Origin of the sequence: Streptomyces sp. V3I8, from assembly GCF_030817535.1 — a bacterium.
Lineage (GTDB): Bacteria > Actinomycetota > Actinomycetes > Streptomycetales > Streptomycetaceae > Streptomyces.
Map to the genome: position 1 here is coordinate 794,915 of NZ_JAUSZL010000002.1, position 14,829 is coordinate 809,743.

Annotated in this window: 11 protein-coding genes; 8 read left to right on the top strand and 3 right to left on the bottom strand. The window is 74.0% G+C overall.

The annotated features are described in order from the left end of the window. Positions 1-106: 106 nt before the first annotated feature. From QFZ75_RS03850 to QFZ75_RS03875, 6 genes are read left to right on the top strand one after another with little or no spacing between them, the layout of a single operon-like run. Complete coding sequence (locus QFZ75_RS03850) at positions 107-640, top strand: (2Fe-2S)-binding protein (RefSeq protein ID WP_307533842.1); 534 nt, start codon at positions 107-109, stop codon at positions 638-640. Continuing rightward, the gene (locus QFZ75_RS03855; protein ID WP_307533843.1) at positions 637-3,078 is read left to right on the top strand and encodes a xanthine dehydrogenase family protein molybdopterin-binding subunit; all 2,442 of its coding nucleotides are present in this window, start codon (positions 637-639) and stop codon (positions 3,076-3,078) included. Before QFZ75_RS03850 ends, QFZ75_RS03855 begins: the two co-directional genes overlap by 4 nt. Next, positions 3,075-3,935: a xanthine dehydrogenase family protein subunit M gene (locus QFZ75_RS03860; RefSeq protein WP_307533844.1), complete on the top strand. Its 861-nt coding sequence runs from the start codon at positions 3,075-3,077 to the stop codon at positions 3,933-3,935. Before QFZ75_RS03855 ends, QFZ75_RS03860 begins: the two co-directional genes overlap by 4 nt. After that, positions 3,932-4,846, top strand: a complete 915-nt coding sequence (locus QFZ75_RS03865) for a MoxR family ATPase (protein ID WP_307533845.1) — start codon at positions 3,932-3,934, stop codon at positions 4,844-4,846. Before QFZ75_RS03860 ends, QFZ75_RS03865 begins: the two co-directional genes overlap by 4 nt. Position 4,847: 1 nt before the next feature. Beyond that, a complete protein-coding gene (locus QFZ75_RS03870; protein ID WP_307533846.1) occupies positions 4,848-5,981 on the top strand; it encodes a VWA domain-containing protein in 1,134 nt (377 codons plus the stop codon). Next, entirely contained in the window at positions 5,974-7,080 is a 1,107-nt protein-coding gene (locus tag QFZ75_RS03875) for an XdhC/CoxI family protein (protein WP_307533847.1), read from the top strand. The genes QFZ75_RS03870 and QFZ75_RS03875 overlap by 8 nt, the downstream gene beginning before the upstream one ends. Positions 7,081-7,088: 8 nt before the next feature. On the opposite strand, the gene QFZ75_RS03880 is transcribed toward QFZ75_RS03875, so the two are convergent. Then, positions 7,089-7,607 (bottom strand): metallophosphoesterase, encoded by a 519-nt coding sequence (locus QFZ75_RS03880; RefSeq protein WP_307533848.1) that lies wholly within the window; start codon positions 7,605-7,607, stop codon positions 7,089-7,091. A gap of 18 nt (positions 7,608-7,625) precedes the next feature. Further along, complete coding sequence (locus QFZ75_RS03885) at positions 7,626-10,109, bottom strand: SpoIIE family protein phosphatase (RefSeq protein WP_307533849.1); 2,484 nt, start codon at positions 10,107-10,109, stop codon at positions 7,626-7,628. Between the two features lie 252 nt (positions 10,110-10,361). Here QFZ75_RS03885 and QFZ75_RS03890 point away from each other — a divergent pair, with 252 nt between their 5' ends. Beyond that, entirely contained in the window at positions 10,362-12,515 is a 2,154-nt protein-coding gene (locus tag QFZ75_RS03890; protein ID WP_307533850.1) for a SpoIIE family protein phosphatase, read from the top strand. Positions 12,516-12,664: 149 nt separating this feature from the next. Here QFZ75_RS03890 and QFZ75_RS03895 read toward each other — a convergent pair whose 3' ends face one another. Beyond that, positions 12,665-13,957, bottom strand: coding sequence for a S1 family peptidase (locus QFZ75_RS03895; protein ID WP_307533851.1), 1,293 nt, complete (start codon positions 13,955-13,957; stop codon positions 12,665-12,667). A gap of 590 nt (positions 13,958-14,547) precedes the next feature. Here QFZ75_RS03895 and QFZ75_RS03900 point away from each other — a divergent pair. Next, a complete protein-coding gene (locus QFZ75_RS03900; protein WP_307533852.1) occupies positions 14,548-14,763 on the top strand; it encodes a type A2 lantipeptide in 216 nt (71 codons plus the stop codon). Positions 14,764-14,829 lie beyond the last annotated feature (66 nt).

The following is a 14,829-nucleotide window of genomic DNA, read 5'->3' on the forward strand; positions in this document are numbered from 1 at the left end:
CGACAAACCCCTGTCGTGGCACTCGCCCCTCCCGGGACACGGTCCTAGAGTGACGCCCATCACGTCCGGTGGCTGATTTCCCTCGCACGGTTGCCTGGGAGGGCACATGACCCGCATCTCGGTGAAGGTGGACGGCACGACGTACGAGGACGAGGTGGAACCGCGTCTCCTGCTGATCCACTACCTGCGTGACCGGCTGGGCCTGACGGGTACGCCGATCGGCTGCGACACCTCCAACTGCGGGTCCTGCACGGTCGACCTGGACGGCGCGACCGCCAAGAGCTGCTCGGTGCTCGCGGTCCAGGCCGACGGGAGCGAGGTCACCACGGTCCAGGGGCTCGCCACGGACGGGGAGTGGCATCCCCTGCAGAAGGCGTTCCACGAGCGGCACGCCCTGCAGTGCGGCTACTGCACCCCGGGGATGATCATGGCCGCGCGCGATCTCCTCCGTGAGAACCCCGGGCCGAGCGCCGACGACGTGCGGCACGCCCTGGAGGGCAACCTGTGCCGGTGCACCGGCTACCAGAACATCGTGCGCGCGGTCCTCGCGGCCTCCGCGGCCGCCGGGCCCGCGGCCGCCGGGCCCGCGGCCACCGGATCCGAGACCGCCGGTTCCTCCGTCCAGGGGGTGTCGACATGAGCGAGCGGACGGGAGAACGGACGGACGGGCGTGAGGTGGGGCGGTCGCGGCCCCGCAAGGAGGACGCGCGGCTCGTCACCGGACAGACCAACTGGACCGACAACATCACCGTCTCCGGACTGCTGCACCTGGCGATCCTGCGCAGCCCGATGGCGCACGCCCGCCTCGCCCGCGTCGACGTCTCCGCCGCGCTGGCGCGGCCCGGTGTCGTCGCCGCGTTCACCGGCCGCGACCTCGCGCGGAGCACGGCGTCGCTGCCGTGCGCCTGGCCGGTGACCGAGGACATCGTGCTGCCCGACCACCCGGCCGTCGCGGTCGACGAGGTCAGGTACGCGGGTGATCCGGTGGCGGTCGTCGTGGCCCGTGACCGGTACACCGCCGCCGACGCGCTCGAGGCGGTCGAGGTCGACTACGAGCCGCTGCCGCCGGTACTGGACCTGGAGGCCGCGCTCGCCGACGGCTCCCCGCTGGTGCACGCGGACAAGGGCACCAACCGCAGCTACGTCTGGCCGCTGGCCACGGGCGAGAACTACCGGGCCGTCAGGCAGCGCGCCGACGTCGTCCTGCGCCGCCGCTACCTGCAGCAGCGGCTCATCGCGAACGCCATGGAGCCGCGGGCGGTCGTCGTCACCCCGCTCGCCGCGTCCGGCGAGTACACCGTGTACTCGGCGACCCAGGTCCCGCACGTCCTGCGGGTGATGCTCTCCATGGTCACCGGCGTCCCCGAGCACAAACTGCGCGTGGTCGCCCCCGACGTCGGCGGCGGCTTCGGCTCCAAACTCCAGGTGTACGGCGAGGAGGTCATCGCCCTCGACCTCGCACGGCGCCTGGGCCGACCGGTGAAGTGGACCGAGTCCCGCTCCGAGGGCTACCTCGCCACCCACCACGGACGCGGCCAGATCCAGGACATCGAGGTCGCCGCGACCCGCGAGGGCAGGCTGCTCGGCCTGAAGGTCGACCTGCTGGCCGACATGGGCGCGTACCTGATGCTCGTCACGCCGGGCATCCCGATCCTGGGCGCCTTCATGTTCCCGGCGATCTACAAGATGGACGCGTACGAGTTCAGCTGCACGGGGGTGTTCACGACCCGGACGCCGACGGACGCGTACCGGGGTGCCGGGCGCCCGGAGGCCACCTACGCCATCGAGCGGATCATGGACGAGCTGGCCGTCGAAGTGGGCCTGGACCCGGTGGAGCTGCGGCGCCGCAACTGGATCGGGCACGAGGAGTTCCCGTACACGTCGATCTCGGGGCTGACCTACGACAGCGGCAACTACGAGGCCGCCACCGACAAGGCGCTCGCCCTCTTCGGGTACGACGAGCTGCGGGCCGAGCAGGCCAAGCGCAACGAGAGCGGCGACCTGGTGCGGCTCGGCATCGGTGTGTCCACCTACACCGAGATGTGCGGGCTCGCGCCGAGCCGGGTGCTGCGCGATCTGCGGTACACGGCGGGCGGCTGGGAGGCGGCGAGCATCCGGATGCTGCCCACCGGCAAGGTCGAGGTGGTCACCGGGACCAGCCCGCACGGGCAGGGCCACGAGACCTGCTGGAGCCAGATCGCCGCCGACGTGCTCGGGGTGCCCTTCGAGGACGTGGAGGTCGTGCACGGCGACACCAGGTCGGCGCCGCAGGGCATGGACACGTACGGGTCGCGGTCGCTGGTCGTCGGTGGCGCCGCGGTCCACCACGCGGCGCAGAAGGTGGTCGGGAAGGCGCGCAGGGTGGCCGCGCACCTGCTGGAGGCCGACGAGCGCGACCTGGACTTCGCGGACGGCGTGTTCTCCGTGAAGGGGTCGCCCGAGGCGCGCAGGACGATCCAGGAGGTCGCCTTCGAGACGTTCTCCTCGCACGATCTGCCCGACGGCATGGAACCGACCATCAACGCCGAGCACCTGGTCGACCCGGAGAACTTCTCCTACCCGCACGGCACCCACCTGTGCGCGGTCGAGATCGACACGGAGACCGGGCGGACCTCGATCCGTTCGTACGTCTGCGTGGACGACGTCGGCCGGGTCGTCAACCCGGTGATCGTGGAGGGCCAGGTGCACGGCGGGCTGGCGCAGGGCATCGCGCAGGCGCTGTACGAGGAGGCGGTGTACGACGACGAGGGCAACCTGGTGTCCGGCACCATGGCCGACTACCTGGTGCCGGGCGCGCCGGACCTGCCCGAGTTCACGACGAGCCGTACGGAGACACCCGCCACGTCGAACCCCCTGGGGGTCAAGGGGGTCGGGGAGGCGGGGACGATCGCCTCGACACCCGCCGTCGTCAACGCGGTCGTGGACGCGCTGCGGCCGCTGGGCGTCCGCGACGTGCGGATGCCCTGCTCACCGGGGCGGATCTGGGAGGCCCTGCAGTCCGCCCAGGACACCCGGGCGGCTCAGCCCGCTCAGTCCGCTCAGTCCGCTCAGTCCGCTCAGAGGGAGGGGCGGTCATGATTCCTCCGGCATTCGAGTACGCGCGGCCCGCGAGCGTGGACGAGGCGGTACGCACCCTCGCCGGCGCGGGCGAGGACGCGAAGGTCCTGGCGGGCGGGCAGAGCCTGCTGCCGTTGCTGCGGCTGCGGCTCGCCTTCCCCGAACTGGTCGTCGACGTGGGCCGGATACCCGGGCTGCGCGGGGTCCGCGAGGAGGGCGGCACGCTGGTCGTCGGCGCGCTGACCACCCACCACGCCGTCGTCACCGACCCGTTGGTACGCCGGTACGCGGGCCTCCTGGCCGCCGCCACGGCGACGGTCGCCGACCCGGCCGTACGCCACCGGGGCACCCTCGGCGGTTCGCTCGCGCACGCCGATCCGGGCGGTGACCTGCCGGCGGTGGCACTCGCGCTGGACGCGGAACTGGTCGCAGTGGGCCCGGACGGCCGACGGGTCGTCCCGGCCCGGGAGTTCTTCGTCGACTACCTGCAGACCGCTCTGCGGCCGGACGAGTTGCTGGTGGAGGTCCGCATCCCGAAGACCGACGGGTCCGACGGATGGGGCTTCCGCTACGAGAAGTTCAGCCGGGTGGCGCAGGCCTGGGCCATGGTCGGCGTGGCCGCGCTCGTGCGGCGCGACGACGGCCGCATCGCGGAGGCGCGGATCGGCCTGACCAACATGGGGGCGACCCCCCTGCGGGCCACCGCGACCGAGGAGGCGCTGGCGGGCGTGGGCGCGGACGGGGTGGCCCGGGCCGCGCAGTCGGCGGCGGAGGGGACCCGGCCGACCGCCGAGCCCGCGGTCTCCGCCGCATACCGGGCACATCTCGCCCGGATACTCACACGGCGTGCGGTGCTGGCCGCCGCGAGGATGGGATGAGGCCGATCGGACGCGACGACGGACACGAGGCGTGGCCGGCGGGACCCGGCGACGTGCGGGCCCGGCTCGAAGAGGGCGGGTACCTCGTCGACGACGGGCTGGCGGTCGCCTGTTTCCTGGCCCTGCGGCTGCGGCGGCCGATCTTCTGCGAGGGCGACGCGGGCGTGGGCAAGACCGCGCTGGCGGCGGCTCTCGCCACCGCGCTGGACGCCCCGCTGATCCGTCTCCAGTGCTACGAGGGCATCGACGCCTCGCAGGCACTGTACGACTGGGACTTCCCGCGCCAGTTGCTGCATCTGCGGGCGGCCGAGGTGGCCGGGGCCACCGACGCGGACCGGCTGGAGGGCGAGCTGTACGGGCGGCGGTTCCTGATCGCGCGCCCGCTGCTGCAGGCGCTGGAGACCGCGTCCTGTGTGCTGCTCGTCGACGAGATCGACCGCGCCGACGACGAGTTCGAGGCGTTCCTGCTCGAGCTGCTGTCCGAGTACACGGTGACGGTCCCCGAACTCGGCACGCTGCGCGCGCAGTCGCCGCCGGTCGTGGTGCTCACCTCCAACCGGACCCGGGAGGTGCACGACGCGCTGAAGCGGCGCTGCCTCTACCACTGGTTCGACCACCCCGGTTTCGCCCGCGAACTCGCCATCGTGCGCAGGCGGGTGCCGGGTGCGTCGGCACGTCTGACCGAGCAGGTAACCGCCTTGGCGCAGGCGCTGCGGGCGCAGGACCTGGTCAAGCCGCCGGGGGTCGCGGAGACCGTCGACTGGGCGGAGGCGATGGCCGCGCTGGGTGCCACGGAGGTGGACGCGGAGCTGGCGGTGGCCACGCTGGGCTCGGTGCTGAAGTACCGGGAGGACCTGGAGCGGGCCCGCGCACTGGACCTGACGGCCCTGCTCTCGGTACGCGGGGCATGAGGTGGCGCACACCGGGCCGGAGGCCGACGGCCCCGCCGTGCTGGTCGGCTTCGCCCGTGCTCTGCGCGCCGCCGGGGTCGACGCCGGCCCCGACCGCGTACAGGCGCTGATCGGCGCGCTCGGCGTACTGCGGCCGGGGGTGCGGTCCGACGTGTACTGGTCGGGGCGGCTCACCCTGTGCGGGAGCCGGGACGATCTGGAGCGGTACGACCGGGTGTTCGCCGCGTACTTCGGGGGCGCGGGGGCCGGCGGGGTGGTGCGCGGCGCGCCCGCGGTCCGGCTGCGGGCGACCGTCCGGGACGCCGGGCCCGCACCCCGGACCGGCGCCGAGGGCAGGCAGGACGCCGTGCCCGCGGCGGTGCTCGCGAGTTCGGCCGAGGTGCTGCGGCACCGCGACTTCGCCGAGCTCACCGCGGCCGAGCGGGCCCAACTGCACCGTCTGCTCGCCGTGTTCGCGCTACCGGGCGAGCCCCGGCGCACCGCCCGGTTGCGTCCGGCCCGGCGCGGGGCGGCCGACCCGCGGCGCACCGTGCGGGAGGTGCTGCGGCACGGCGGCGAGCTCACGCCGCCCCGCCGGCGGGCACGGACGACACGGCCGCGGCGGGTGGTGCTGCTGGTGGACGTGAGCGGTTCGATGGCGGCGTACGCGGACGCGCTGCTGCGGTTCGCGCACGCCGCCGCGCACGGCGGCCGGGTGCGCACGGAGGTGTTCACGATCGGTACGCGGCTGACCCGGGTGACCCGTGAACTCACCCACCGCGACCCGGGCGCCGCACTCGCCGCGGTGGCGGCGGCCGTGCCCGATTGGCGCGGCGGCACCCGGCTCGGTGAACTGCTGCGGGCCTTCCTCGACCGGTGGGGGCAGCGCGGCATGGCACGCGGCGCGGTGGTCGTCGTCCTGTCGGACGGCTGGGAGCGTGGCGATCCGGCCCTGCTCGCCGCCCAGATGCGACGCTTGCACCGGCTGGCGCACCGGGTGGTGTGGGCCAATCCGCGCAAGGCCCGCCCCGGCTACGCACCCCTGGCCGCCGGGATGGCGGCGGCGCTGCCGAGCGTGGACGCGTTCGTCGAGGGCCACAGTCTGGCCGCGCTGGAACGTCTGGCGGCGGTGGTGAGAGGAGCGGACGATGCGTGAGATCCTCCCGGCGCTCGGCCGGTGGTACGCGAAGGGCACGCCCTTCGGTCTCGCCACCGTCGTCGCCGTCAGCCGGAGCGCGCCCCGGGACCCCGGCGCCGCCATGGCCGTCGGGCCCGGCGACGAGGTGGTGGGCAGTGTGTCGGGCGGCTGCGTCGAGGGCGCGGTCCTCGAACTGGCCCGGGAGGCCGTGGAGTCCGGCGGGACCCGGCTGGAGACCTTCGGGTACGGCGACGAGGACGCGTTCGCCGTCGGGCTGACCTGCGGCGGCGAGATCACCCTCCTCGTGCGGCCGGTGACGGCCGCCCTCGATCCGTCCTTCGGGGCGGTCGCGCAGTCGGTGGCCGCGGGCCGCCCGGTCACGGTGGCGACGGTGGCCGACGGCCCGGCGGAGCGCGGCGCGACCCTGGCCGTGTGGGCGGACGAGGTGTCCGGAACCCTCGGCACCACCGGTCTGGACGTGGCCGTGACGGCCGACGCGCGCGGCGAACTGGCACTGGGGGCGACCGGTCTGCGGCACTACGGGCCGCGCGGCGAACGGCGCGAGGACGCGGTGACGGTGTTCCTGCACTCCTTCGCTCCCCCGCCGCGCATGCTGGTCTTCGGGGCGATCGACTACGCGGCGGCCGTGGCCCGCATCGGGGATTTCCTCGGCTACCGGGTCACCGTGTGCGACGCGCGGCCCGTCTTCGCGACCCCGGAACGCTTCCCGGCGGGCGTGGAGGTCGTCGTCGAGTGGCCGCACCGCTTCCTGCGGGGGACGGACACCGACGAACGCACGGTGGTCTGCGTCCTCACCCACGATCCCAAGTTCGACGTGCCGCTCCTGGAGGAGGCGCTGCGCCGCCCGGCCGCGTACATCGGGGCGATGGGCAGCCGCCGTACGCACGACGACCGGATGAAGCGGCTGCGGGACGGCGGGCTGACGCGGGCCGAGCTGGCCAGGCTGCGCTCACCGGTCGGGCTCGACCTCGGGGCGCGTACGCCGGAGGAGGTGGCCGTGTCCGTGGCCGCCGAGATCGTCGCGCTGCGCTGGGGCGGCAGCGGCGCCCCGCTGGCGGCGACGGACGGGGAGATCCACCCGCGGCCGCAGCGGTAGGGGGCGGGTCAGGCACGCTCGCGCGGGACGCGCGGCGGCAGGCGGTGCAGCCGGACGTCGTCGAGGACGCCGCCCCGCACGGTCGCGGTCATGTACGTGCAGTGCGGCTGGCGCCTGCGGTCGGTGGGCGAGCCGGGGTTGAGGAGGCGCAGTCCGGTGGCGGCCGTGGTGTCCCAGGGGATGTGGCTGTGGCCGAAGACCAGTACGTCGAGGTCGGGGAAGCGCTCGGCGCACCGCTGTTCGCGGCCCCGCGCGTCGCCGGTCTCGTGGATCACCCCCAGGCGCAGGCCGTCGAGCACGACGTGGGCGACCTCGGGGAGGCGGGCCCGCAGGCCTGGACCGTCGTTGTTGCCGTACACGCCGACGAGCCGGTGCGAGCGGCTCTCCAGGAGGTCCAGGGTCCCGGTGTCCACCCAGTCCCCGGCGTGGACCACCACGTCGGCACGCGGGAGTTCGGCGAGGAGCTGCGCGGGGAGTTCCCTGGCGCGCCTGGGGAGGTGGGTGTCGGACATCAGCAGAAGGCGCATACGGATCAGTCTGCCCGCTCAGCCCCCGACGGGCCCGGTCGGCGGGAGTTCGGTCAGCGGGAGTTCGGCCCACACCTGTTTGCCGCCGCTGACCGGCACGGTCCCCCAGGTGGCGGAGAGGGCCTCGACGAGGAGGATGCCCCGGCCGCCGGTGGCCTCCCAGCCGATGCTGGTGGGCTTGATGGGGGTACGGGGTGAGACGTCGGCGACGGCGACGCGCAGGCGGTTGCCGATGAGGGTGAGGTCGAGGCGGACCTGGCCGTCGGTGTGCACGAGGGCGTTGGTGACGAGTTCGGAGACGACCAGCAGGACGGCGTCGGGTTCGTCCGTGACGCGCCAGGCGCGCAGGGCGCGGCGGGTGAAGCGGCGGGCGTGGCGGACGGCCTCCGGGACGCGCCACACCGTCCAGCTCTCGCGCAGCGGCCGCAGCGCGAGGCCGTCGTAGCGCATGAGGAGCAGGGCCACGTCGTCGCTGCGGTTGGCGCCGGTGAGCAGGGCGTCCGCGACGAGTCCGAGGTGGGCGGGGTCGGCGGCGGCCAGTCGGCCGGCCAGCCGGTTCAGGCCGTCCTCCATGTCGAGCTCGGCGGACTCGACCAGGCCGTCCGTGGTGAGGGCGACCAGGGTGCCGGGCTGGAGCGGCAGCGGGCTCATCGGGAAGTCGGCCTGCGTGATGACGCCGAGGGGCGGTCCGCCCTCGGTGACGACGACGGCGGTGGTGCCGTCCGGGTGCCGCAGCACCGGCGGCAGGTGCCCGGCGCGCACGCACCAGGCGGTGCCCTCCGCCATGTCGACGTCGACGTAGCAGCAGGTGGCGAAGAGGTCGGTCTCCATGCCCATGAGCAGCCGGTTGGCGCGTGAGACGACCACGTCCGGGGGGTGACCCTCGACGGCGTAGGCGCGCAGTGCGGTGCGCATCTGGCCCATCAGGGTGGCGGCCTGCGCGTTGTGTCCCTGGACGTCGCCGATGACGAGGGCGACGTGGTTGTCGGGCAGCGGGATCACGTCGTACCAGTCGCCGCCGACCTCCAGACCGGCCGTGGTGGGCAGGTAGCGGGCGACGGCCTCGGCGCCGGGCAGCGGCGGCAGCCTGCGCGGCAGGAGGGTGCGCTGGAGCATGCCGACGAGTTCGTGTTCGGCGTCGAAGGCGTGGGCGCGCATCAGGGCCTGTCCCGCGAGGCCCGCGGAGGCGGTGAGCAGGGCGCGCTCGTCGGGGCCGAAGTCGTGCGGGGTGTCCCAGCCGATGAGGCAGGCGCCGGCCATGCGGCCGCCGGCCGGCAGCGGCAGGACCGCGAGGCCGCCGGGGCCGACGTCGGCGAGGGCGGGTTCCAGCGGGGTGCCGGCGGGCCAGATCGCGGCGCGGCCCTCCCGCAGGGCCGCCTGGAGGGTGGGCATGGTGCGCACGGGAGCGTCGGGCCACTCCGAGCGCCACTCGGTGCGCCACACCTCCGGCCAGGCCTCCGGCTGCGGCGGGTCGAGGACGGTGACGACGAGCCGGTCGCCCTCCAGCTCGGCCAGCGCGATGCGGTCCGCCATCAGGGGCCGGCGCAGCGCGGTGACGACGGCCTGGCCGACGTCGCGGACGGTGCCCGCGGTGGCGAGGGCGGCGGCCAGGCGCTGGACGCGGGCCACCTCGTTGCCGCCGGAGCGCAGCTTGGAGGCGTCGGTGACGGTGCCCACCAGCCGGGACGGGCGGCCGGCCGCGGCGGGCAGCAGCCGGGCCCGCAGCCTGAGCCAGCGCTGCTCACCGGAGGGCTGCAGGATGCGGAACTCCAGCTCGCGCTCGCCGATGGACATGTGGTCGGCCTCCACCACGGACATCAGCGTGGGCAGGTCCTCCGGCACCGTCATGCTCAGCAGGGTCTCGACCTTGCCGTCGAAGTCGTCCGGCACCAGTCCGAACAGCTCCAGCATCTCGTCGTCGATCTCGACCCGCCCCGAGTCCATGGCCAGGCTGAACGAACTGGGCAGCACCTCGGTGTCACCCGGCTCGGCCGGGGGCGGGAAGGAGACCGCCTCCGCGAACAGTTCCAGGCACGCGCGGTCCTCGGTGCCGAAGCCGCCCGGGCTCTCGCTCACGGCCAGCAGGCAGCCGCCGCCGCGCGGGTCGGGCGGCAGGGGCAGGACGGCCAGCCAGAAGTCGCCCGCCGGGGTGTGCCGGGCGCCGCCGGGCACCAGGGCCAGTTCCGCCGGGCCGAGCCACACGGACCGTCCGGCACGGTGGACGTCGGCCACGGGCGAGGCGCCCGAGAGCGGATAGCTGTCGCGTACGCCGTACAGGGACCGGGGTACGCCGGCGGACTCGATCAGACACAGCTGGTCACCGTGCTCCCCCGGGGCGTACACGGCGGCGAGGGTCGCACCGCCGTAGACGAGTGCCTGTTCGAGTACGCTCCGCAGTCGCTCCGGGGAACGGAGGTCCGCGCGGAGCGCTTTGAGGGCAAGCTCGGCACGCGGCGTTCTCGTGCCGCGTCCCGCACCGCCCTCACTGACCACGTCCGTCATTACAGCGCTTATGCGGCCGTGGCGCAGCCCCTGTGACCGTTCCGAAGTCGCGCGGCGTGCCGGACGGGTGCGCGCGGGGCCGTGCGGGCGGGCGCGCGGAGGTGTCACAGGGAGTTCTCGGCGGTCTTCGCGCGTTCCGCCGACAGGGGGTCACGCTGCGTGTACCGGGGGCGCGGGCACGCCCGCCGTGCGGGAACCGTCCGCACGGGGGAGCCTTGTCCTTCGGACGCCTTCGCGTGTCCGAAGGAGGAGGTGGTCGGCGTGTCCGACGGGCAGGCGTCCGGGCCCGTGCCCCGGGCCGCCGGGGCGCCGGTCGGCCGGCCCCTGCTCTCGCTGACCCTCGCCGCGCTCATGGACGAGGTGGGCGCGCACTCGGGAGCGGTGTACCTGCTGATCCCCGGCGAGCCGGTGCTGGAGATGGCGGTGATGGCCGGGCTGCCCCGGGCGTTCGCGGCCCCCTGGGAGCGGCTGGGACTGACCGCGCCGATCCCGGTGGCGGAGGCGGCGAGGCACCGGCGGCTCGTGTGGGTGAGCGGCGAGGAGGACATGGCCCGCCGCTATCCGCGGATCTCGATGGTCCTGCCGTACCCGTTCGCGCTGGCCGCGCTGCCGGTGGCGACCGACCGTGCCGTGTACGGGGCGGTCTTCGTGACCTGGCCGGGCGCGCACCCTCCCGACCTGTCCGACAGGGAACGGGACCATCTCACGGCGGCCTGCGGCCGGCTCGCGATGCGGCTGGAGCGCGCCCACGACAGGGGCCACGCGGTCCGGCCGGAACCCGATCTGCTGGCCCCGGCGCCGATGACGAGCCCGGCGGGCACCCTGGGCACGGCCGAGGCCACACGGATGGTGGCCCGGCTGCCGTACGGGCTGTGCGCGCTGGACCTGCGGGGGCGGATCACCTTCGCCAACGCGGCGGCGGCCGACCTGCTGGGGCTGCCGGTCAGTGCCCTGCTGGGCACCCAGCTGTGGACGTCGGTGTCCTGGCTCAACGACCCCGTCTACGAGGACCGCTACCGGGCCGCGCTGGTCGGCCAGCACACGACGGCGTTCGTGGCGCTGCGGCCGCCCTCGGACTGGCTGTCGTTCCGGCTCCACCCCAGTACGAACGGGCTGACCCTGCGCATCACCCGGGCGCGGGCCGTGGCGCGGGAGGGGGGCGCGGCCTTCCAGCACGGGGACACCGGCACCCGGCTCGTCACCATCTCCCAGGTGCTGAGCCTGGCCGGGGCGCTCACCGAGGCGGTCGGCGTGCAGGACGTGGTGCAACTGGTCGCCGACGAGATCGTGCCGGCCGTCGGCGGTCAGGGGCTGGTGATGCTCGGCTCCGGAGGCGGACGGCTGCACGTGCTCGGACAGCGCGGCTATCCGGACCCGCGGGACCTGGACCGGTTCGACGGGATGTCGCTGGCCGAGCACACACCCGGCACGCACGCCCTGCGGACCGGGGTGCCGGCCTTCTTCGCGTCCCGGCGGGAGCTGGCGCGCCGCTATCCCGACCAGCGGCCGGCCGGAGACATGGCGGCCTGGGCGTACCTGCCGCTCATCGTGTCCGGGCGGCCGGTCGGTACCTGGGTCCTGGCGTACACCGCGCCGCATCCCTTCCCCGCCGACGAGCGGGCCGTACTGACCAGTCTCAGCGGCCTCGTCGCGCAGGCGCTGGACCGGGCGCGCCTCTACGACGTCAAGCACCGGCTGGCGCACGGTCTGCAGGCCGCGCTGCTGCCGCCCTCGCTGCCGTCCCTGCCGGGTGTGGAGGCGGCCGCCCGCTATCTGCCCGCCACCCGGGACATGGAGATCGGCGGGGACTTCTACGATCTGGTCCCGCTGGGCTGCGGGCAGGCGGTGGCGGTGATCGGGGACGTGCAGGGGCACAACGTCACGGCGGCGGGCCTGATGGGCCAGATCCGCACCGCGGTGCGCGCGTACACGACCGTCGGGCAGTCACCGGGGGAGGTCATGCGCAGCACCAACCGGCTGCTGTTCGACCTGGGCGCCGAGCTCTTCGCGAGCTGTGTCTACCTGCGGCTGGACCCGGTGAGGGGACAGGCCGTGATGGCCCGCGCGGGCCATCCGCCGCCGCTGCTGCGCAGGCCGGACGGCAGGGTGCGGGTGCTCGACCTGGCCGGCGGCCCGCTGCTCGGCATCGACCCGGACGCCACGTATCCGACGACCGAGGTCGCCCTGCCGCCCGGCTCGCTGCTGACCCTCTACACCGACGGGCTGGTCGAATCCCCCGGGGTCGACATCGAGGACGCCCTGGCGGGCTGCGCGAGGCGCCTGGCCGAGACGGGCGACGCCCCCCTGGACGAGGTGGCGGACGCCCTCGTCCGGCACAGCGGCACGGCGGAGGAACGGGTGGACGACGTGGCCCTGCTCCTCCTGAGAACCACCGCCCGCTCCTGAGGGACGGGGCCCCTCAGGGGCGCGGGGAACTGCGCGACCGGCCCCCACCGGACCCGCACCCGACACAGCACGGAGCGGGTCCGATCCCCCCGCCGAGGGACCGGACCCGCTCCGAACAGCACAGCTACCGACGACCGCGTACGGTCAGGTCACTGCCCGTGCCCGTCACCGACCTCGCCGGCCTGGTCGCCGCCGACCGCGTCACCACCGGCCCCGGCTTCCTCACCGGCCCCGGCCTCTTCACCAGCACCGGCTTCCTCACCGCCGACCGCGTCGCCACCGGCCCCGGCCTCTTCACCGGCCCCGGCTTCCTCACCGGCGCCCGCGCCGGCATCCCCCGCTCCGAGCGTCGCGCCCACGGCGGCCAGCGCCGTGGTCACCGGCTGGAAGAACGTCTCGCCGCCGATGGTGCAGTCGCCGCTGCCGCCCGAGGTCAGCCCGATCGCGCTGCCGTCCGCGGTGAACAGGGACCCGCCGCTGTCACCGGGCTCCGCGCAGACGTTGGTCTGGATGAGCCCCGTGACCGTGCCCTCCGGGTAGTTCACGGTGGCGTCCAGCCCCGTGACCTCACCGTCGTTGAGCCCGGTGGTGCTGCCCATGCGGATGACCGCCTCGCCGACCGCGGCCTCCGCGGCCTGCAGGATCTCCACGCTCTGTTCGCCGGTGTTCACCGTGCTGGGCGCCTCGGTCGCCGCGTCGTCGTACTTGACGAGCGCGAAGTCGCCGTCCCCGGGGAACGTGGCGGTCTCGACCGTGCCGATCGGCGCCCCGCCCTGCGCGTCCGACCACTCGGCGGCGGCGACACCGCAGTGCCCGGCGGTCAGGAAGGCCGGCGCCCCGTCGTCGGCGACGACGTTGAAGCCGAGCGAACAGCGGGCACCGCCACCGAAGATGGCGTCACCGCCCTCGACGAACGTCTTGAACTCACCGGCGGACCTCTTGACGGTCGCGACGCCCGAGCCGAGCGTCTCGACGGTCGACTCCACCCGGTCCCACCTGGCACCCGTGACGGTGCTGTCGGCGGTGACCTGGATCTTGTTGGTCCGGGGGTCGACGGACCAGGCGGTGCCGGGGACGGTCGCCTTGGCCTTGAGCGTCTGCGAGGCCGCCTTGAGTTCGGCCGTGCTGTTGTCGACCTGCCGGGCGACCGCACCCGCCTTCTCCGCCAGGATGATGTTGTTGTCGTCGCCCACGACGTTGATGATGAGCTGCTGCTTGCCCGTGTCGTAATACGCACCGGCAAAGGCTTCGCCGAGCTGTTCCGCCAGCTGCGAGGCGAGGTCCGACGCGTCCGCGGCCTTCAGCGTTCTGGGGGCGGCACCTTCCGTCGCACCGTTCTGGGACGCCATGGCGTTGGGCAGGATCAGAGCCGCCGCGCCGAGCGCGACCACACTTCCTGCGGCGATGACGGCCTTGCGCTTCGGTATCCGCTTGTGACTCAACTTCTTGACCTCCTGGGGACTGGGGGGTCCGAGCCGCCGGGTGGCAGCTGACTGCGGGTGCCTGGATGGCTGTTGATACGCACGCGGCGCGCGGGGCGTTCAACGCCGCCCCCCAACTTCCTTTGCGAAAGCGGGAACCCGCAGGAAACAGCGGGAACCGACCGGGCCGGACACGCCGCTCACACTCCGCGATCATCCTGTGACATGTCGTTCACCCGTCGCCGTCGAATGCCGGCTGCAGGAAATCTGCACAGCGAATACGCAGCCGGGTCACGCCGTGCGAAGGATCCGCACAAAGGAATGTCGTGTGCCACGCCATTGGAGAGGTGTGCCCGATTCAGCGTCCCGGCGCGCGCCGCCGACCTGTGGACGACTCCCCGGCACGTGTGAAGAATTCGCCACCGGGCGGTGCGCGGTCCTGCACGGACGGCCCCGTCAGGACCGCACATACCCCGATCACCGAGTCCTTTGACTGGAGGCCCGGAGCGACACCGTGCTTTGATCCGTTGCACCGCGGGGGCCGTTCGGAATTCCGGTTCCGGTTTACGGTCTCCCCCCATGTAATACCGATTGAGGAAGGGAAGTTCATCATGAACTCCACCCCCCAGTTCCAGACCGCCGAGATCTCCGACGCCGACCTCGACAACGTCTCGGGTGGTCTCTCGGTGAACGCCGTCGGCACCGTCACCGGTGTCGTCGGTGGCATCGCCCCGGTCTCCGGCCTGGTCGACACGGTCGTCGGCACCGTCGAGGGCACGACCGGCCTGAACACCGCTCCGGTCACCGGCCTGGTCGCCGGTCTCTGACCACTCCCCTGGTCGCCTGACATGCCGTGCGTCCCGGAACCACCCCCCGGTTCCGGGACTCACGGG